Origin of the sequence: Halobacillus sp. SY10 (genome assembly GCF_045401165.1) — a bacterium.
GTDB classification, from domain to species: domain Bacteria; phylum Bacillota; class Bacilli; order Bacillales; family Halobacillaceae; genus Halobacillus; species Halobacillus aidingensis.
Map to the genome: position 1 here is coordinate 3333979 of NZ_CP174345.1, position 20501 is coordinate 3354479.

The window sequence follows — 20501 nt, forward strand, 5'->3', positions numbered from 1 at the left end:
CTCTTTTCATCCCTCCGCTTTTAATTCCAACAGCACATCACGCAGTTCGGCTGCCCGTTCGAAATCGAGGTCGCGTGCGGCTTGTTTCATTTCGGTTTCCAAATTGTCGATCATTTCCTGACGTTCTTTCTTCGTCATTTCTGAAGGCTTCTTACCTGTATCATAACCAGCTTCGTCTTCGGCTACGTTCGTCGCTTTAATCACGTCACGTACTTCCTTCTTGATCGTTTTCGGTGTGACCCCATGCTTTTCGTTATAAGCGATTTGTTTTTCACGACGTCTGTACGTTTCATCAATCGCAAACTGCATGGACTTCGTCATCTTATCCGCATACATAATCACTCGGCCGTTTTCATTACGTGCCGCTCGACCAATCGTTTGGATGAGGGAGCGGTCGGAGCGCAAGAAACCTTCCTTGTCCGCATCCAAAATAGTGACGAGGGAGACTTCGGGAATGTCCAGTCCTTCACGAAGCAAGTTGATTCCGACAATAACATCGTATTTCCCGACCCTTAAATCACGGATGATCTCAATACGTTCCAGTGTCTTAATTTCCGAGTGTAAATAAGCAACCTTGACTCCAAGGTCTTTAAGGTAATCGGTCAGATCCTCAGACATCTTCTTCGTTAATGTCGTCACGAGGACGCGTTCGTTCTTATCTTTCCGTTTATTGATTTCCCCTACAAGGTCATCAATTTGACCATGGATCGGGCGGACGTCTATTTCAGGATCCAGCAGCCCTGTCGGTCGAATGATCTGTTCAATCATTTTCGGTGTATGTTCAATTTCATAAGGACCCGGGGTCGCGGAAACATAAGCAATCTGATTGATATGTTCTTCAAATTCAGGAAACATGAGCGGCCTGTTATCCATTGCTGAAGGCAGTCGGAAACCATGGTCCACCAATACTTGTTTTCGCGCTCGGTCCCCGTTATACATTCCCCTCACTTGAGGAAGCGTAACGTGAGACTCATCCACCATCATAAGGAAATCGTCCGGAAAATAATCAAGCAGGGTATAAGGTGTTGCGCCTTCTTCTCTGAAAGTCAGGTGTCTCGAATAGTTTTCGATTCCAGAACAAAAGCCCATTTCGTTCATCATTTCCAGATCATAATTTGTCCGTTGTTCAAGACGCTGGGCTTCCAGCAATTTATCTTGGTCACGCAATTCCTTCAGACGGACTTCCAACTCTTTTTCTATATTTTTAATCGCTTTTTTCAGCTTTTCTTCACGCGTGACGAAGTGTGAAGCAGGGAAAATCGCTACGTGGTCTCGATCTCCGACAACTTCACCAGTCAGTACGTCGACTTCACGAATGCGGTCGATTTCATCTCCGAAAAATTCCACCCGCATCGCATGTTCCTCTCTTGAAGCGGGGATGATTTCAACCGAATCCCCACGTACTCGGAACGTCCCGCGCTGAAAGTCGATATCATTTCTTGCATACTGGATATCTACAAGGTTTCTCAATAACTCATCACGGTCTTTTTCCATTCCCGTTCGAATAGAAAGCACCTGGCTGCGGTATTCGTCGGGAGAACCGAGACCATAGATACAAGAAACACTGGCAACGATGATGACATCGTTCCGCTCAAACAGGGCAGAGGTCGCTGAGTGACGCAATTTATCAATCTCATCATTGATGCTCGCATCTTTTTCGATAAACGTATCTGATGAAGGCACATAAGCTTCTGGCTGATAATAGTCATAATAACTGACGAAATACTCGACAGCGTTGTTCGGGAAAAACTCTTTGAATTCACTATATAACTGTCCAGCAAGCGTTTTGTTATGGGCGATGATCAGTGTCGGTTTATTTACTCGCTCAATGACATTGGACATCGTAAATGTCTTTCCTGTACCTGTGGCCCCGAGCAATGTCTGATGCTTATCTCCTCGTTCAATCCCCTGAACAAGTTCCTCAATCGCTCGCGGTTGATCTCCTTGAGGTGAATACTGTGAAACTAATTCAAACTTCTCCTCCACGACGAAAACCTCCGTTCATTGTCTATACTCGTACTTTTTAGTTTACCACAACAGTTTACCATTCTAACATCGAACGAACAAACATTCGCATCTGGGTGTGCACTGTCAATTACTGGAGGACCTGGTGTGGAATAAAATTCCACACCAGGTCCTCCAGTTTATCCCATTTTCAACGATAAAAAAAGCACTTTGCAGATTGCAAAGTGCTTCGCTTATTAAGAATTCAGCGTTTGGTTGTATTCGTTGACTTCGAACAGATCGGTCAGCTCGATGTCTGGATTTTTATCTTTGAACCAACGTAGAGAGAAGTCGTTTTTAAAGAGGACAAGTGGATTGCCTTCTCGATCTTCTGCAAGCATGTTTCGCTCATCAAACAGCGACTCATCCACCTGATCTTCTTTCAACCAACGAGGGATGCGCTCACCTAGAGGAGTCAATTCAATGTCCACGTTGTACTCGTTCTTCATACGATATTCAAAGACTTCGTATTGAAGCTCACCAACCGCTCCGATGATATAGTCTTCAAATCGATAGCGTTTAAACAACTGAATGGCGCCTTCCTGCACAAGCTGTTCCAACCCTTTTCGGAACTGCTTGGATTTCATGACGTTCTTCGCTGTTACTTTCTTAAATAATTCAGGAGGGAATTGTGGAAGCTCATCGTACTCGAAATTGGACTTTCCGGTCACGATGGTATCCCCAATTCGGTAGACGTTCGGATCATAGATTCCGATTATATCCCCGGCATACCCTTCCTCTACGGTTCCACGGGAAGAAGCCACAAATTGCTGGGATTGAGCCAGTTTGAACGTTTTTCCTGTACGGGAGAGCGTAACGTTCATTCCGCGTTCAAATTTTCCGGAGCAGATTCTGACAAAAGCGATCCGGTCACGGTGCTGTGGATTCATGTTGGCCTGGATTTTAAAGATGAAACCAGAGAATTCTTCGTGATCTGGCGAAACGATACCCTCTGTCGATTTTCTCGGCGCCGGCTCAGGGGCCATATCAATGAATGAATTGAAGAAAGTTTCCACTCCGAACGGGGCGAGAGCACTTCCGAAGAAGACAGGCGTCTGATCTCCGCGCATCACTTTTTCCATATCAAATGTATCCCCAGCTTCAGCAACCATTTCCATTTCTTCTTCCGATTCCTGGAACGTGGCATTTTCCGTCAATTCAGGGTGCTGATCAAGCTCGCTGTAAGGAATGTATTCTTCTTCCTCGTTTCCTGTGTAATGAACGAATTGCTCATTTTCACGATCGAAGACGCCTAAGAAGCGCTTGCCCATCCCTGCCGGCCATGTCATTGGATAGGTTTCAATATTCAACGTTTCTTCGATTTCTTCCATCAATTCCAACGGCTCACGGCCTTCACGGTCCATTTTGTTGATAAAAGTGAAGATTGGGATGCCGCGCATTTTACAAACTTTAAACAGCTTGAGCGTCTGCGCCTCAATCCCTTTTGTTCCATCGATGACCATGACAACACTGTCGACAGCCGTCAATGTACGGTACGTGTCTTCACTGAAGTCTTCGTGTCCGGGTGTATCCAAAATATTCACTTGATAATCTTTATAAGGGAAGTTCATCACACTGGACGTGACAGAAATTCCACGCTGCTTCTCAATTTCCATCCAGTCAGATGTTGCAAACTTACCAGACTTTTTCCCTTTGACCGTACCTGCAGATCGGATCAAGTTTCCGAATAATAGCATTTTCTCCGTCATTGTTGTTTTACCGGCGTCCGGGTGGGAGATAATAGCAAACGTACGGCGCTTTTTCATTTCGTTTTGTATTTGACTCATCGTGATATCCTCCGTTTATTAAGAATTTCAATGCATTAGGATGGGTAGGATATACGTTTTACATTGGCAGATTCACTCCATAAAAAAAGCGCTCACACACTCAAGCGCCTTCGTCGAATTTTTTGATTATACTTTGAAAGTTAGCATAACCCACATGTAAAATCAATCACAAAAACAAACATCTTCCAGATATTGGTGTACCAGGTCATCCAGATTCTGGATGACCTGGTCATACATTTATTCCTAAACCCCTCTCATTCTCTTTAGGTGTTCAAACCTGTTATAATGGGATAAAAACGATAGTAAGGATGCCAGTTATGCAGAGTTACTTATTACAACCGAACGATATAAAGAAAATTACTGGTCAAGCTTTTTACACACGTGGAAAGCAATATTTCGACCGGGGGAAAGTGTACGGTCTTTCTCATAATAATGCGATTCGCTCATGGCGGGCGGTCGTTGCAGGAACGCACGACTATGAAGTCCGTGTTTTCTTTTTTGAGGACGAAGATGTGGAGGCGACGTGTGAGTGTCCAGCTTATGCCACCTACTACAAGTGTAAGCATATTGCGGCTGTCCTGATCGCCATCCGTGAAAAAACGTTAGAAGATCTGGCGCCGAAACTAGCAGAAAAAGGCCGCAAATCCCAGTCCGGTTTGACGAATCAGGACCGGATGTTTGCGGTCAGCTTGTTCGAGGCCTTCAGACAGCGTCAGGAAAACCGAGGGGCACAGGACTTGAAGAAACCTCTTCAAATCCAATATTTCCTTCACCTACAATCGATTCTTGGCTCAAAAAGCCTCGGCTTGGAAATGAAGCTCGGAGAAAACTATCCCTATGTGATTAAAAACATCCGTGACCTGCTTGATCATATTCGTAAAGATCAAGCATACCGGATTACAAAAAAGTTCACGTACGATCCCGCAGAACACTCCTTTTCAGCTGATGATAAGGAAATTCTAAGACTATTACAGCTCGCTTACGAACAAGAACAATTTTATGAGCAACAGTGGAATTCAGCCGAACCGAAAGTATTAAAAGTTTCTCCAACGCTTGCTACTCAACTGCTTCCGCTTTTAGAAAAGCAACAGGCAGAGGTGATAGAGCGAGGGGAAAACGTGGGACTCGTCCGGTTCGAAGAGGAGTTCCCGAACCTTTCTTTTTACGTTTCGGAAGAACGAGGCCACTTTCATATGCACATGAATCATTTGAAAGATTACGATTACCTGTCGGATTACCACCTTCTCTATAAACAAGGCAGCTTTTATCCTGTCGATGCTCAGCAGGAAGAGGTCCTTCAAACGCTTTACACCATCCTTCCTTACAATTCGAATGGAAACCACACGGTAAGCCACAATGATATGGAAGGAATTGTATCGTATGTTCTTCCTGAGCTTGAGACCATTGCAGATGTACAGCTTGATCGCTCCGCTCAAGAAAAAATTGTGCAAGAGTCACTCGTTGCTAAAACCTACTTGGATTTTCAACAGTGGACACTCACGATTGATGTTAAGTTTCAATATGGTGACTTGTCGATCGATCCGTTCAATGAGCAGCCATTGAGCAATCAAACGATTGTAAGACGCGATCGACAGACAGAGCAGGAAATCATGCAGATCATTGAACTTGGCGAATTCAAGTTTGATGGAGAGATGGTCTATATTGAAGACGAGGACAAGCTGGATCAATTCCTTTATCACTACTTGCCAAAGCTAAAAGAGCACAGTGATGTTTACCTTTCCTCTTCCGTCCGTTCCCTTGTGGAAGATCGACCACTCGAACTGCAGACGTCGGTTGAACTGGAGAGCGACGGCAATTGGCTCGATATCAATTTTACCATCGATGGCATAAGTGATAACGATGTGACAGAAGCTCTTAAAGCCGTCATTGAACGGAAAAAGTATTACCGTTTATCCGACGGTGCACTCATGGCTTTGACGAGCGAATCCTTCGATCGTTTTCAAAAGCTCGTCGATGATCTGGAGTTGAGCACAAAAGATTTAGAAAACAACCATTTCCAAGTCTCAACAGCACGAAGCTTGCAAGTGGAAGATGCACTGAATCCGAATGAAGCAGAAAGAAATCAGCTTTTCCAAGAGCTTGTGGATCGACTGAAATCACCTCAATCCTTTGAAATTGATCCTCCGGAAGGTCTGCAGGCGGACTTACGACCATACCAATTAACCGGTTTTCGTTGGATGAAAATGCTCAGTCATTACGGTTTAGGCGGTGTGCTCGCTGATGACATGGGATTAGGGAAAACCATACAAACGATTACCTTTTTGTTAGATGAAAAAATGAAAGGGAACATGACAGACCCGGCCATCATCATCGCTCCAGCTTCTCTTGTATACAATTGGAAAAAAGAACTTGAAAAATTCGCACCAAAATTGTCGGTACAGATTTTGACAGGGGATCCAACGGCAAGACAGGAAGCGCTGAACGAAGCAGCAGAAAAAGATATTTGGATTACATCTTATCCATTGCTCAGACAGGACATCACTTCTTATGAAGAGCAAAAGTTTCACGCGATGGTCCTCGATGAATCACAAGCAATCAAAAATGAAACGACGAAAACAGCTGTGGCCGTTCGATCGATCAAATCGAGACATCGCTTTGCCTTAAGTGGTACACCCATTGAGAATTCCCTGCAGGAACTATGGTCGCTGTTCCGTACCATCATGCCAGGATTTTTCACGAGTAAGAAAAAGTTTATGCAATTAAAACCGGAGAAGATCTCTTTGATGACCCGCCCGTTCATTTTACGACGGATGAAAACAGAAGTGCTCGATGAGTTGCCAGATAAAATTGATACCGTCCAGTATTCAGAGCTGACACGGGAACAGAAAGAAGTGTACCTCGCCTACTTGGAAAGAATTCAAAACGATATCCAAGAAACAATTGCAACGAAAGGCATACAGCGAGGCAAACTCGAAATTCTCGCCGGACTTACGAGACTAAGGCAAATTTGCTGTCACCCCGGGTTGTTCCTTGAAAATTACGAAGGACAGTCTGGAAAGCTTGAACAGTTGAAAGAACTGACGCGGGAGCTGAAAGAAGGCGGGCACCGACTGCTGATCTTTTCTCAGTTTTCAAGCATGCTGACCAAGATGCACGATGAACTTGCCAAAGAAGGGTTACAGGCCTTCTATTTAGATGGCAGCACGAAATCGGAAAAACGAATGGAAATGGTCGAAGCTTTCAACGAAGGAGAAAAAGATGCATTTTTCATCTCCTTGAAAGCGGGAGGTACCGGTCTGAACCTCACAGGTGCGGACACCGTTATCCTTTACGACCTCTGGTGGAACCCGGCCATCGAAGAACAGGCGGCTGGCCGTGCGCACCGCATCGGTCAAGAAAAAGTCGTACAAGTCATCCGGATGATATCAGAAGGCACGATCGAAGAGCGCATCTATCAGCTCCAACAGAAGAAACGCGATCTAGTCGACCAAATCATTCAACCGGGAGAATCGATGCTTACTTCCCTAAGCGAAGAAGAAATCAAGCAACTCTTCCAATAAAGAGCCGTTACCAAACGGCTCTTTTTCTTTTGCACGTAGTTCATTGGTATTTTCTGTATGACCTGGTCTGGAACAAAGTTCCAGACCAGGTCATACAGAAATTTCCATAAAACCCCTAAAAAAGAAAGCTGCCGCGTTGGCAGCTTTCTTCTTATACTTTCATGGTTTTCTTTTGCAGTTTGAACCAGTATCCTCCGAGGATGCAAGCGCCGATGACCATCGTCACCGTAGAAATGAGCATATGCATCGAAGAAGCGAGCACGACGTTTCCTGTAACGACGATAATAAATCCTACCACTGCATTCAGCAGAAGAGAGATCAAATAAGCCCAGGACAACGCGATATGGTATTTGAACCTTGAAGCGTAGATGACGAACCAAATCGCTGCGACAATGACAACAAAGGTCGCTACCCAGTGTAAAGAATACACGGCATTCGCAACGGACTCACTTGTGATCAAGTATTCCATCGCTGGAATGTCCATCATGACATTGCTCGCGCGGCTGTGTTTAAAGAATGCACCGAGAATCACCTGTCCAATATAGGCGATATAACCCAGCAGAAAAGCACGATAACTCATAGATACCGATGCCCAGCTCGTCCGGTTCAGCTCGATTTTCTTTTCATGAAGACTGTAACTCAACAACACGAGAACGATTAACAATAGCTGGCTGAACGTAACGTCGAATGTCGTGAACCCTGGTGGTGTCCCTAGGAGAACGTTCAACCCTCCAACCATAGACTGAAATACAAGCAGCGCCAAACTTAGAATAGCTAAAATAAATACAGATTTGTTTTTACGGTATTTATAGATCGCACCTACAGCATTGATGGCAGTGAGCATGATAAGTAATGGGACCATCAAACGGTGTGAATACTCTATAATGACGTGATAGTCTGTAATATCAGGAAAAATCTTTCCGTTACAAACCGGCCACGTCGTCCCACACGCGTCCCCTGAATCCGTCGCAACGACAAGGTTTCCGAGGATCAATGCGAGAAACGTAACGAATGTAGTTAGAATTGAAAATTTCTTCATCGTCTTACCCTTTCTCTATCTATGATCATGATGTCATGAATATTGTTTGTTTCCTAAGTAAATCATATCACGAATTTTGGATGATAGAGAAAGGAAAGCGCCGTCATGAGTCATGAACTTTTTGTGAACGACGTTTATCCCTGATTTTTCTAACGAGTAAATAGAGGAGAGAAACCGCAATTAGCAAGGTATTGACCATCGAGAAAACGTTCGCATAATGATCATCATCCCAGTAGGAAACGGGGCTTTTAAACGTATAGCTGCTGATTGGATAGAACATAGGAACCGCATCATCATGATGGGTAAGAATATCAAGGATTACATGCCCAAGCCACCCATAGGAAAAAGCGGTCCACATCGAGAGCCTTCTTCCTTTCCAGATCAAAAAAATGACAAAAAAGATCCCCCATACAAGCAGGGAATGACCCGCATGCCGCAAAACAAAAACGACAGGATGATCAAACAGATCATGGACTAAACCAAACAACGATCGCATTGGATCGGCATCGTCCACCACCTGCCACGCCTGTCTTCTTACACTTAAATAGATGAACATGACATAATACACGATATCTGGTGAAAGGCTCCCGAAAATAAACCAGCCGGTGTACCTTTGTTTTCTAGTTGCAAAAAATGTCCAGTAGCCATGGTGCAGTGTATTCATTTTTTCACCCTCCCCTAACTTCTTGTTTACCCCTAATCCCCAAGGGGAACCTAATCAATGGAAAGGAGTCTGAACTATGACCTATAAAGCTTACGTTTTCGATGCGTATGGAACGTTATTTGACGTCCATAGCGTCATGAAGAAGATTCATCAATTTTTCCCTGACCAAGGTCCTAAGGTAAGTGAAGAGTGGCGCAGCCGGCAGGTTCACTATTTCCTCGTCCGACAGTTGATCCAAGGATACAAGCCATTCACCGACATTACCAGATGGGCGCTTTTAGATGCCCTCGCTTACAGTAATGTGGATGTGAAACCGGATGTTGTGGAAGACCTGATGCACGAATATGAACAACTTCAGCCTTACGATGAGGTCCCTTCGTTAAAACAAAACCATCAAGACAAAACGTTTACCATTTTTTCAAACGGGACCCGTTCGATGTTAGAGCCTCTCTTAGAAAATAATCAGCTGAAAGAAGACTTTAATCTACTCAGCGCTGACGATGTTGAGGTTTACAAGCCTCACCCCAATGCCTACAGCTACGCTCATGAACAATTAGGGTTTGAAAAAGGAGAGATCCTTTTCTTTTCGAGTAATCCCTGGGACATTACAGGAGCAGCTTCCTACGGGTTCCATACGGCCTGGGTGAACCGAAAACAGCAAAAATGGCCGGAACTTGGAATCAACCCGACACACATCATAAGCAATCTTAATGAAATCCCTGACTAAAAAAGACGGAGTCCCATGGGGGGCTCCGTCTTTTAAGGATGATGCTCGTATAGACGCACCTGATTTTTCCCGTCTCGCTTTCCTCTGTAAAGAGCCTGGTCGGCTGACCGGAACAGGTCATCCAATGTCCGTCCATCTTCCGGATAACAGGCGACACCGATAGAAAAAGAGGAACGGATTTCCTCTCCTTTGACGATATAAGGCTCTCTCAATTTCTCGAGCGCGCGCATGGATACTTCATAGATTTGATCACGATCCGCAATATCTTCCAATAGAATCGCAAATTCGTCCCCACCGATTCGTCCGACAGAATCCCCCGACCGGATACATTCTTTCATCCGCTTCCCGACACTGCACAAAAATTCATCACCAATTTCATGACCATATTCATCGTTGATGCACTTGAACCCGTCCCCATCTAAGTAAAGGAGGGCGAATGATTCACCGGACCGTTCAGCCTTCGCGATGGCCTGTTCCACCCGGTCTTCAAACAGCCTCCGGTTCGGCAAATCCGTCAAATAATCGTAAAAAGCAAAACGCTCAAGCTTTTCTTCATAATTTTTCTGCTCGGAAATATCCCGGGCCACGATGACAAAATGGCTGACCTGATTCTGCTCGCTTACAACCGGCGTCCCTCTGCATTCAAACCAGACAGGCTCTCCATTCTGGCTTTTCAATGTTAAGGAAACCGTAAACGCTTCTTTACTCCCTTCGCTCCACTTAAAAGCATTGGAAAGGTTATTTAAATCATCGGGCTCAAGCTGCTTCATGAGCTCTTCTGAGGACATCTCATGCGGAGCGCGGCCTAAGAATTTCTTTTGTGATGGAGACGCGTAAACCAACTCTCCCATTGGTGAGAAGACAGAGATCAAATCATTGGAATGATCGGCAATCAGGCGGAACTTTTCCTCACTCTGCCTTAAAGCTTCATGGGCCCTCACTTGTTCCGTCCGGTCCTCAAGGATCGCATAAATCCCTTCTTTCTGCCCCTCATTAATAATCGGAACGAGAGAAACTCGTAAAATACGCTCTTCTCCATCCATCCAAAAACTCGTTTCAAACCGGGTACCGTTTTGGAAAAAGGATTCTAACAGCTGCTTCCTCAACCAGCTTCTCTGCTCTTTTGGCACCCAATCGACGATAGACGTTTGCACTAGGTCATCTTCCTCAATTTTCAAGAGACGCAATGTAGCTGAGTTCGCTTTCTTAATCAGCCCCTGGAAAGTAAGCGTCAAGATTGGCTGTGGGTTATGTTTGAACAACGACCGATAGCGGGATCTGCTCGCTTCCAACTTCCTCTGAGCGGTTTTATCTTTCGAAATATCTCTTACTATCGAACTGATGCCGATTGTTTCCCCATCTTCGTTCTGAATCGGAGATACGCTGATCGAAACATCCACAAGCGTTCCGTCTTTTCTTTGACGGACCGTTTCAAAACCGGCAATCGCTCTTTCCTTCCCTTTACGAACAAGCTCGTGCGCTTCTTCTATTCTGTTCGAAGGGACAAACGGGAACGAAGAGGCATGCATTTCTTCTTTCGTATAGCCGTACAGCTCTTCTAATGCACGATTCGCTTCTAAAATATTGCCGGCTGTATCGACAATCAAAATCGCGTCTGTCGTATCCTTCATCAAAGAACGATACATGGCATTGATCCGGCTGAGATCGCGTTCTTTTTCGATCACTTCGGTAATGTTCCTCGTAATCGCGACAATGTGGGTCACTTCTCCCGATTCGTCCATCATAGGAGTCAGCACGGAATGTCCTCTGAAAAGTGTTCCATTTATGATAATTTCATCTTCATAAGTGAGGGCTTCTTTTTTCTTAACAACTGTTTGATAGGCTTCAATTAAAGCCTCTGCTTGTTCCTCACTTAAAAGATCTTCTATGTATTTGCCTTCCCATCCCGCTCCTTTGATCGGGGAATGGTTTTTGGCAGATTCATTCATATACACATATTTAAATCGTCTCTCTCCGACGACTTCCATAAAAAAGATATAGTCGGATATTCCATCCATAAGCATATGTAACAAGTGTTCATGAGGAATGCGGTCAGCAATCCCTGCTATGATTCCCTGATCCATCCATTCTTTCACTCGTTCCATGGATTATCCCCTCAATCATATAATCGTATTTACACATGTATACCATGTTATCATGTTTCATTCCTGCTTCTCTATGTATCTTTCTACCAAAAAGTCAGAAATCCTTTCCAGATATGTAAAAAAGCAATGTGCAGCGCACATTGCTTTTGAGAGTTATACCGTTTGTTTTTGTTGAGCCTGAGCTTCCGCCTGCGCTTCTTTGATCAAACAACGCCCTTTTCCATGCGGAATGCACATCGGTGTACCGAAAAGAGGATCCTCTCTGACATCACAAAGCATTTCGAATACATGCTGCATCATGTCACAAGTCACGACATCCTCCGGCTTCCCTTGTGCGAAGACCGTTTTATCTTTCACTGCGATAATATGATCTGCATAACGACAGGCCAGGTTAATATCATGGAGCACCATGACAACCGTACGTCCATTGTCCTGATTCAAATCAAAAAGCAGATCCAGAATGTCAATCTGGTGCGTCATATCTAAATAAGTCGTCGGTTCATCCAATAGGAGAATATCTGTATCCTGAGCAAGAGTCATCGCAATCCACGCACGTTGACGCTGCCCACCGGACAGAGAATCGACCGTTCTGTCTTTCAACTCCATCAAGTTCGTATCTTCAAGCGCACGCGTCACAGCCTTTTCATCTTCGTCCGACCAGCGTTTAGCGAACCCTTGGTAAGGATAACGGCCTTGCTTTACAAGCTGATAGACGCTGAGACCTTCAGGAGTTGTCGGGCTTTGTGGAAGAATCGCCATCTTCTTCGCCACATCTTTCGTACGCATTTTGGAAATATCCGCACTATCCAGCACAACTTCCCCTGATTTTGGACGCAGTAGACGAGCCATCGAACGAAGCAAAGTGGACTTGCCGCAACCGTTTCCACCGATGAGTACAGTGACTTTGCCTTTCGGGATCGTAATATCCAATGAATCTATGATGATGGAATCTCCATAGCCTAGAGTTAAATTATTCGCCAACAGGGTATCCATAATCTGACCTCTCCTTTATGTCTCACGAAATCTATCGCTGTTGGAGCTACACGAAAAATCACGAATTCTATATATTTTCTCTAACTCCTAGTTTATGGGCTTGAACACGCTCTGTCAATGAATTTGAGAATCATTTTCATCACTGGACTGTGAAAAGTGTATGCATGGCGGGAATAAATGAGAACCTACAGCCTCATTAACAGAATGGTTATGGACAACACCGCTAAATACACATCGATTGGAGTTACTTTTTCTAATTATTGATTAGAAGCTCGTACACTCCTGATCAATTGTAAATATTGAACATCCCCTAACCCATACGCTCGGAACGTACCAATCATCAACACTACCAGCTTCTCTTCCGATAAATCAGGGTGATCCTTGATGAATCTCACAAGTTCATTATCTGCATCCTTGTAATGTAAATACAACTCCATCCCCTTTTTGAGCGGAGGGAGAGAAACTTCGGATGGAACTGCCCGGTTTATAAGAACCTGTTTATACATGGAATGGTATCCAGCTACATGAAGCGTATACGAGGCGAGACGTTCGAACTGTTGAGTAGTTAAACTAAGCTCAACTTCCCCTTCGTAACCGATTAGATCGAGCCATGCCAGTAAGGTGAGAAGATTGATCTGACAGAACATATCTTCATCAAACCATAACTTGAGATGATTTCGTCCTTCATGGAAGACAGCTTCCAGTTTTTCTACGGTAATCCGTCTGTAGTCACTTTCAGAAACTCCATGAGTCAAAGCCCTTGTTTTTATAAATTCTTCCGAGAAGATCGTTTCACAAGTCTCACCGGCACACATCGCTTCATTGAAAGGAATCACCGGCTCCCCCTCCAGACGTCCATTACGCTGAAAAGCCTTTTTCATTTCTTCACCATTCAAAATATGTAGCATCTGCATGGATTCTCCCCTTTTTAAAAATAGAACGGTTATCTTCCAGGACTTTAAAGGAGAAGATAACCGTTCCGATTCCAATCATTTTAGAAAAAACCGACCGACTCTTCATGGGTCGCAGGTTCAACGAAAACGAGCCCAAGTTCATAGTGTTCGCCTTCATACATGGCCCGCTGCACATAGCGATTTTCTCCCCATTCATCACGTACTTCCATTTTCGTAAACGCCCCTGAATTTTGCAATGCTTCATAAAATTGATTTTCCGTTCGTACAGGAATCGCATTCACACGTTCAATGACCTCACCTGGCGCGAGTCCCATTTGATCGGCAGGACCCTTGGGGATGACACCCAGAATACGAATGCCTTTTTTCGCAGAAGAAAAGAACGGGGTTTTCTCTTCACGCATCCGGTGCAGAACGAAGATGAATTCACGACCGATCAAACCAATCATCACTGCTACAAGTGACAGCACACCTATGAAAAAGCTCCCGACAGCAAACCCTATGACGATGATCGACAACAGAAAAACGTGCCGCCCCATCGTCTTTGCTGCGACGACAGGAGACTGCCCGCGAGCTTTCCATTCCCATCCCATAACAAAAGGAATAAGAATAACCCCGTATGGATCTCCACCAAGCGAAATCATCGGCCACCACGAGGCAAACGGTTCAATCATGCCTCCTGGAAACAATGCCAGAAACGGAACGATTGTCATTCTTCTTGACCGATGCTGGCCGATCCACATTCCCCGCGTCCCTTTCAACCGTTCGGGATACGTATGAGATGAGGTTGTGCGCAGCATCAGAATCGATTCGGTTAATAAAAGAACGGCCATCACCACCGCAAGTGTGTGGAGAGGCGTTTCCTGGAGTACTCCTACCCATTCGTAACCACGCACAGATTCAGGCAGATATGGGATGACGAGTAAGACCAGGTAACTCAACCCTAGCGTATAAGCAGATGAGTACCAGCTTAAGCGCCCTGTTAAACTGACGAGCAGTAAAACACCGGAAATGAGGAGTAGCAACGGATAACTGAATACCATTCCTCCCCCCACCCCCAACACGGATAAAATGAGGCCACTTATGAGAGCCGTCCCCCACGTCCCTTTCCATTCGGTGAAGCGGTCAAAGATTCGTGTCCCAAACGCCGCTCGTTCCTGTTTCACCCGTTTTCCAGACACGATGAAGATCATCGCTAAAGCTATGTATAAAAATGGGAGGGTGAACATCATCCCGATCCCTTTCGCAAATTCCATCAGCCAAACGTCCAACGTAATTCCCCTTTCAAGTCGTGTCGCTCTCTGTTGTCCATACCCAATAACGAAAAAATCCGCAGTCACAGACTACGGATATATTTCGTCATCCAGCGGCAAATTCCTGCCTATTGAAACAAGACCTCGACCGCTTTTTGCATTTGTTTGTCGTTTTTCTCGTCTCTTACTTCTTTTATGATCGCTTCTTCAAGCTTTCCTCCGGTCTTCTCATCAACAACGCCGGTCGCTTCAAGACCCGCTTCTTCCTGGAACGCCTGGACGGCAGCTTCTGTATCTTTGCTGTAGTATCCATCCGTGCGGCCAGGATCATGGCCGAGACCTTTTAGCATGATTTGAATGTTTTTCACTTTTTCATCATTATCATTGTATTGAAGCGGTTCTTCCACTTCCACCGGATTCGTGTAAAAATATTCCGGCTGTTTCACTTTCACGGTCGGTTCGATCCCTTTTTCATGAATCCAGTTGCCGTCCGGCGTCAACCACTTGAACAAGGTCAGTTTGATTGTACTGCCATCGCCCATCGGCAACGCCTGTTGAACGGTTCCTTTACCGAAACTTTTCGTTCCAACAAGATCATAGCCGCCCGCTTCCTGCATCGTCGCAGCTAAAATTTCTGAAGCGGATGCACTTCCTTCGTCCATCAAAACAGTGATCGGATACGGCTTTTTCTCCTCATTTTCAGAGAAATAACGTGTCTTCTCACCTTTGCGGTCTTCCACCTGGACGATCGGTTTATCTTTCGGGATGAACTCTTTCAAAATCTCCTGAACGTCTGTGAACAAGCCACCAGGATTTCCACGCACATCAATGACTAGCCCGTCCATTCCATCCTTTTCAAGCTTCTCTAAAGCTTCATGGAATTCGTCTGATGTTTTCTCAGAAAAAGAGGTGATTTCGATAATGCCCGCTTTTTTGCCGTTGACTTCTTTCGTATCGCTGTACACCGTTTCTAATGGAATATCATCACGGGTGATATCGATGTTGAGTGGTTCAGTGACCCCAGGGCGGTCGATTTGCAATGTCACTTCCGTCCCTTTTTCCCCACGGATCTTCAGAACGGCTTCGTAAAGATCGAGACCTTCCACACTGTCGCCATCCACTTTCAAAATCTGATCGTTCGGCTTCAACCCAGCCTCTTCAGCTGGTGAACCTTTGATTGGTGCGACAATCGTCACCTTATCATTGACCATACTCACTTCCGCACCAATCCCCTGGAAAGAGGATTCGATCGTCTGGTTGAACTGCTCCATCGTTTCAGGGTCCATATACACACTATATGGATCCTCAAGCGTATCGAGCATCCCTTGAATCGCCCCTTCAACAAGGGTGTTTTTATCTACTTCTTCAACATAATTTTCTTTGATCGTACTGAATGCCTGTTCCACCTTTTTCAAATCGGTGTTCCCGGACATACTTTGTATGAATGCCTTCTGCTCCTCTTCTGACAGACTCCCAAAGTTCTCCGCATCTTTATCTGCATACTGTTCGGATTGTGCCTGTTCGTTCGTGCCGTCAGCGAAGTATTCTATTCCTATGTACGAGCCTGCCGCTCCAAATAGGACCGCTAGCGCCATCAACAGCGCAACGTAGCGCGGTTTTATATTCATCGCATTCACCCTTCTATTTTGGATTTCATGTTGCCTCTATACTAGCAAAAAAGCGCCTTCAACGTAAATCAATGATTATTCCCTGAGTTAACATATGCCAAAACTGACGATAGCATGTCCATTTCATTATAGGACATCCCCACCTATCTATCTACCTGTAATTGGATCAGATGTGAGAATCGCAGAAATTCATGTTTGGTTCCACATGTTTGGTTCCATGTACCGATAACCGGCGGGTGGGTTCCCGGTACACAAATAAAATTTGGCGTACCTGGTACCGGTGAATCATCATTCAGTGCCAGGTATGGAATGAGCTTTGTATGGTGCCTGGCACCGGTCCACTTCTTTTTGGTGCCAGGCACCACATTTATCATTTTAGTGCCTGGCACCCAAAAGAGGTAAGCAGGTGCCAAACTTCATCAAAGCCAAAAGAAAAAGACCGTCTCCAAACTGAGACAGTCTTCATACATTTACATTTCGTAGCCATATTCTCCATTGCTTTGGTCACGGACGACCATGCCGTCTTCGATCGCGATGACACGCTTACGGATCGTGTTCACAATTTCCTGGCTGTGGGTCGCCATTAATACGGTTGTCCCTGCTGTATTGATTTCTTCAAGGATGTGCATGATTTCCCAGGATGTCTCTGGATCCAGGTTACCGGTCGGCTCATCGGCGATCAGCACTTTCGGGTGGTTCACAATCGCACGGGCGATGGATACACGCTGCTGCTCTCCTCCAGAAAGTTCATCCGGAAGGAAACGTGCTTTGTTTTTCAAACGAACTTGATCAAGTACGTCCATGACACGGCGGCGGATATTTTGTGGATTTTCTTCAATAACTTCAAGGGCAAAAGCTACGTTCTCATAAACGGTAAGCGTCGGCAGCAGACGGAAGTCCTGATAAACGACACCAATTTGACGGCGCAGCATCGGAATGCGACGCTGTTTCATTGTAGATGTATCCATGTCGTTCACAAGAACCGTTCCAGTGGTCGGTTTTTCTTCTCTGTAGATCAGTTTCGTGAATGTTGATTTACCAGCACCACTCGGCCCTACGACATAAACGAATTCTCCCTGATCAATACGGATATCCAGGCCGTTCAAGGCTGTAACTCCATTTGGATATGTTTTATATACTCCTTGCATGTTAATCATGTAAAATCACCTGTATCTCTCATAATGTTAAGTCAGTTGTCTTCTCTCTTGTCTACAAACACATTTATTATAACATTAATTTTCGATTTATTTAGACATGAAATTATTACATTTGTTTTTCATATGGCGGTTATTCCACTATGTAGCTGAATTTCGGAAGACACCAAAAGAGGTTCATAACCGTAAAAGAGTTAGTTGAAAAGAGTACAAAAAAAAGCCTGGTGCGTCACCAGACTTTTTCACTAGGAACTTATTTCATTGTCGCAAGCCAGCTTGCTACAAGCTGCGCATCGTCATCAGATACTTGGTCCTGAGCTGGCATACCGCCTTTACCGTTTTTAATGATGCCAACGATATCTTCAGCTGAATACTTGGACCCTACTTCAGTTAGAGCTGGTCCCATTCCACCGCCAAGTTCACCGCCGTGGCAGCTGGCACAGTTGTTTTGGTACACTTTTTCTGCTGCCGCTGTGTCGACAGTCTCGCCGTCACCACTGTCTGAAGTTCCTTCATCAGTACCTTCTCCAGAATCTTCACCTGTTTGCTCTTCTGTCGTTTCATCGTTCGCGCTGTCATCAGTCGTTCCTTCGTCTCCGCCGCCCCCACAGGCACTTAAGACGAGGATCAGCCCTAAAAATAGAGCAGATAATAGTTTTTTCATTCCTGTATCCCCTCTCGTATTTTGATGAGATATAGAGATATTATAACCGAGTCAGGTCGTTTTGAAACCCTCTCCAAGAACTTCGGTGGCATTCATCGCGACGACAAACGCCCCCGGGTCAACCGTCTTTACGGTTTGTGTCAATTTGATGAATTCGTTCTGCTGAACAACACACATGACGACCCGGCGTTCCCTGTCCGTGTAACCACCAGCTCCACTTAATACGGTTACGCCTCGATCAATTTGTTCAAAAATAGCGGAACGCACTTCATCGACATCCTCCGTAATGATCATTACGTTCTTCGAAGTGTTCAGTCCCACTTGTACAAAGTCGATCGTCCGACTGGTAGCAAATAACCCTATGAGCGCATAAAGACCTTCTTCGAGTGAGAAAACAATCGCTGACGTGAGGACAATCATTCCATCCAATAAAGCGACACTGATTCCCAGCGGTAAATGTGTGAATTTGTGTAAGACTTGAGCGGCCAAATCGATACCGCCTGTCGAAGCCCGTCCTCTAAAAACAATGCCAAGACCGAGACCGACCCCCATTCCACCGAAAATCGCGCCAAGTAACGGATTCGGTGTCGCCGGTGCCATTTCACTCGTCATCAAAACGAACAACGGCAGGGTAACAGTCCCGACGAACGACTTGAGACCAAAGTTTTTTCCTAATATGACAACGCCCATAATGAATAAAGGAATGTTCAATACCCACTGAACGACACCCGGTTCCCAGCCGAACACGCCCTTTGTGATCGTACTAACACCCGCAACCCCTCCAGAGGCGATGTTATTCGGTAATAAAAATAAATTGAATGCTAAGGCTACAAAAAATGATCCAAGAATGACCAAGCCATAATCTAGTGTCTGCCTAAGTGCCGGCGGCATCGGCTCCCGACGATATTTTTTTGCCATCATCATCATGCTGTTCGACTCTCCCTATGTATCATTCTCCATAAACCGTAAGGAGTATAACACTAGGGAATTCTCCTGTAAATGAGAGTAGAATAACGTATTAACACGGTAAAGGAGCAAGATGTCGTATTCCTTTTAGTTTTTGTTTCCTCGGTACTTCTATACAAAAAGCGGCGAGTCTTAAGACCCGCCGCTAAAAATTAGATATTTATAGATTTTTGTTTATCCATAACTTCTTTCATAAGCTCCAGCACATCGTCACGCATCTCATCACGCTCCATAGCAATCGCTAAGGTTGTTTTGATGAAACCGATTTGGTCTCCGACATCAAAACGTTCTCCTTCAAATTCATAACCATATACCGGTTGATCGGCATTCAGACGCTCAATGGCGTCGGTCAACTGGATCTCTCCGCCTCTACCTGTTTCTTGCGTAGCTAATAGATCCATGATTTCCGAAGTGAAAACATAGCGGCCAATGATCGCTAAGTTCGATGGTGCTTCGTCAACAGCTGGCTTTTCTACAAAGTGCTCAACTTCATAACGTCGACCTTCCTGATGCTTTGGAGCAATAATGCCATAGCGGTCCGTCTCTTCTTTCGGAACCTGTTTCACTCCGATTACCGAAGACTCTGTCTCCTCATATTGATTGATCAGCTGCTTTAAACACGGCTCATCAGAACGGACGATGTCATCACCTAAAAGCACCGCAAAAGGCTCATCTCCGATAAATTTACGCGCACACCAAATGGCATGACCGAGTCCTTTCGGTTCTTTTTGACGGATATAGTGAATATCCACCTTTGCTGACTGTTTAACTTTCTCCAACAAATCAAACTTTTCTTTTTTATATAGGTTATCTTCCAGTTCAAACGCATGATCGAAGTGGTCTTCAATCGCACGCTTCCCTTTACCTGTAACAATAATAATATCCTCAATCCCGGACTCAATCGCTTCTTCAACAATATATTGAATCGTCGGCTTATCTACAACCGGAAGCATTTCTTTAGGCATCGCCTTTGTCGCCGGCAAGAATCTCGTTCCAAGACCCGCAGCCGGTATAATCGCTTTTTTCACCTTCATCTTTCATTCGCCTCCTACTATGTAAGTATCTTCATAGTAGCAAAATTTTAT

The 20501-nt window shown here is 44.9% G+C and carries 15 protein-coding genes; 2 read left to right on the forward strand and 13 right to left on the reverse strand.

Going from position 1 to position 20501, the window contains the following annotated elements; genetic code table 11:
• Positions 1-6 precede the first annotated feature (6 nt).
• Together uvrB and ACJA3J_RS17120 are read right to left on the reverse strand one after the other, a co-directional pair.
• Positions 7-1986, reverse strand: coding sequence for an excinuclease ABC subunit UvrB (gene uvrB / locus ACJA3J_RS17115; protein WP_089651331.1), 1980 nt, complete (start codon positions 1984-1986; stop codon positions 7-9).
• 215 nt (positions 1987-2201) lie between these two features.
• Complete coding sequence (locus ACJA3J_RS17120) at positions 2202-3791, reverse strand: peptide chain release factor 3 (RefSeq protein WP_115822754.1); 1590 nt, start codon at positions 3789-3791, stop codon at positions 2202-2204.
• A gap of 317 nt (positions 3792-4108) precedes the next feature.
• Here ACJA3J_RS17120 and ACJA3J_RS17125 point away from each other — a divergent pair, with 317 nt between their 5' ends.
• Positions 4109-7312 carry an SNF2 helicase associated domain-containing protein gene (locus ACJA3J_RS17125; RefSeq protein WP_406944686.1) on the forward strand — a complete coding sequence of 1068 codons (3204 nt, stop codon included), beginning with the start codon at positions 4109-4111 and terminating at the stop codon, positions 7310-7312.
• 151 nt (positions 7313-7463) lie between these two features.
• Here the strand turns inward: ACJA3J_RS17125 and ACJA3J_RS17130 are convergent, their stop codons facing one another.
• Positions 7464-8351 (reverse strand): heme A synthase, encoded by an 888-nt coding sequence (locus tag ACJA3J_RS17130; RefSeq protein WP_089651328.1) that lies wholly within the window; start codon positions 8349-8351, stop codon positions 7464-7466.
• A 103-nt stretch (positions 8352-8454) separates the two neighbouring features.
• The gene (locus ACJA3J_RS17135) at positions 8455-9015 is read right to left on the reverse strand and encodes a metal-dependent hydrolase (protein ID WP_089651327.1); all 561 of its coding nucleotides are present in this window, start codon (positions 9013-9015) and stop codon (positions 8455-8457) included.
• 76 nt (positions 9016-9091) lie between these two features.
• Between ACJA3J_RS17135 and ACJA3J_RS17140 the strand changes: the two genes are divergently transcribed.
• A complete protein-coding gene (locus ACJA3J_RS17140; RefSeq protein ID WP_406944687.1) occupies positions 9092-9742 on the forward strand; it encodes a haloacid dehalogenase type II in 651 nt (216 codons plus the stop codon).
• 32 nt (positions 9743-9774) lie between these two features.
• Here the strand turns inward: ACJA3J_RS17140 and ACJA3J_RS17145 are convergent, their stop codons facing one another.
• The 9 genes from ACJA3J_RS17145 to galU form a co-directional block, all read right to left on the reverse strand.
• On the reverse strand, positions 9775-11847 hold the full coding sequence (locus ACJA3J_RS17145; protein WP_406944688.1) for a PAS domain S-box protein: 2073 nt from the start codon (positions 11845-11847) through the stop codon (positions 9775-9777).
• A 153-nt stretch (positions 11848-12000) separates the two neighbouring features.
• A complete protein-coding gene (locus ACJA3J_RS17150) occupies positions 12001-12840 on the reverse strand; it encodes an ABC transporter ATP-binding protein (protein WP_406944689.1) in 840 nt (279 codons plus the stop codon).
• Positions 12841-13097: 257 nt separating this feature from the next.
• Positions 13098-13754, reverse strand: a complete 657-nt coding sequence (locus ACJA3J_RS17155) for a hypothetical protein (protein WP_406944690.1) — start codon at positions 13752-13754, stop codon at positions 13098-13100.
• A gap of 80 nt (positions 13755-13834) precedes the next feature.
• Positions 13835-15022 carry a PDZ domain-containing protein gene (locus tag ACJA3J_RS17160; protein WP_406944691.1) on the reverse strand — a complete coding sequence of 396 codons (1188 nt, stop codon included), beginning with the start codon at positions 15020-15022 and terminating at the stop codon, positions 13835-13837.
• Between the two features lie 110 nt (positions 15023-15132).
• Positions 15133-16632, reverse strand: a complete 1500-nt coding sequence (locus tag ACJA3J_RS17165; RefSeq protein ID WP_406944692.1) for a S41 family peptidase — start codon at positions 16630-16632, stop codon at positions 15133-15135.
• A gap of 470 nt (positions 16633-17102) precedes the next feature.
• Positions 17103-17789 carry a cell division ATP-binding protein FtsE gene (ftsE, locus tag ACJA3J_RS17170; RefSeq protein WP_115822764.1) on the reverse strand — a complete coding sequence of 229 codons (687 nt, stop codon included), beginning with the start codon at positions 17787-17789 and terminating at the stop codon, positions 17103-17105.
• A gap of 250 nt (positions 17790-18039) precedes the next feature.
• A complete protein-coding gene (locus ACJA3J_RS17175) occupies positions 18040-18450 on the reverse strand; it encodes a c-type cytochrome (protein WP_406944693.1) in 411 nt (136 codons plus the stop codon).
• Between the two features lie 51 nt (positions 18451-18501).
• Entirely contained in the window at positions 18502-19341 is an 840-nt protein-coding gene (locus ACJA3J_RS17180; protein WP_374189721.1) for a YitT family protein, read from the reverse strand.
• 227 nt (positions 19342-19568) lie between these two features.
• On the reverse strand, positions 19569-20450 hold the full coding sequence (gene galU, locus ACJA3J_RS17185) for a UTP--glucose-1-phosphate uridylyltransferase GalU (protein ID WP_406944694.1): 882 nt from the start codon (positions 20448-20450) through the stop codon (positions 19569-19571).
• Between the last annotated feature and the right edge of the window lie 51 nt (positions 20451-20501).

What these genes read in the sequence shown, in the direction of transcription:
- ftsE (WP_115822764.1), bottom strand. Translation starts at nt 17,789, where the DNA reads ATGATTAACATGCAAGGAGTATATAAAACATATCCAAATGGAGTTACA.
- ACJA3J_RS17130 (WP_089651328.1), bottom strand. Translation starts at nt 8,351, where the DNA reads ATGAAGAAATTTTCAATTCTAACTACATTCGTTACGTTTCTCGCATTG.
- ACJA3J_RS17140 (WP_406944687.1), top strand. Translation starts at nt 9,092, where the DNA reads ATGACCTATAAAGCTTACGTTTTCGATGCGTATGGAACGTTATTTGAC.
- ACJA3J_RS17145 (WP_406944688.1), bottom strand. Translation starts at nt 11,847, where the DNA reads ATGGAACGAGTGAAAGAATGGATGGATCAGGGAATCATAGCAGGGATT.
- ACJA3J_RS17175 (WP_406944693.1), bottom strand. Translation starts at nt 18,450, where the DNA reads ATGAAAAAACTATTATCTGCTCTATTTTTAGGGCTGATCCTCGTCTTA.
- ACJA3J_RS17150 (WP_406944689.1), bottom strand. Translation starts at nt 12,840, where the DNA reads ATGGATACCCTGTTGGCGAATAATTTAACTCTAGGCTATGGAGATTCC.
- ACJA3J_RS17125 (WP_406944686.1), top strand. Translation starts at nt 4,109, where the DNA reads ATGCAGAGTTACTTATTACAACCGAACGATATAAAGAAAATTACTGGT.
- ACJA3J_RS17180 (WP_374189721.1), bottom strand. Translation starts at nt 19,341, where the DNA reads ATGCCGCCGGCACTTAGGCAGACACTAGATTATGGCTTGGTCATTCTT.
- ACJA3J_RS17120 (WP_115822754.1), bottom strand. Translation starts at nt 3,791, where the DNA reads ATGAGTCAAATACAAAACGAAATGAAAAAGCGCCGTACGTTTGCTATT.
- ACJA3J_RS17135 (WP_089651327.1), bottom strand. Translation starts at nt 9,015, where the DNA reads ATGAATACACTGCACCATGGCTACTGGACATTTTTTGCAACTAGAAAA.
- ACJA3J_RS17165 (WP_406944692.1), bottom strand. Translation starts at nt 16,632, where the DNA reads ATGAATATAAAACCGCGCTACGTTGCGCTGTTGATGGCGCTAGCGGTC.
- ACJA3J_RS17155 (WP_406944690.1), bottom strand. Translation starts at nt 13,754, where the DNA reads ATGCAGATGCTACATATTTTGAATGGTGAAGAAATGAAAAAGGCTTTT.
- galU (WP_406944694.1), bottom strand. Translation starts at nt 20,450, where the DNA reads ATGAAGGTGAAAAAAGCGATTATACCGGCTGCGGGTCTTGGAACGAGA.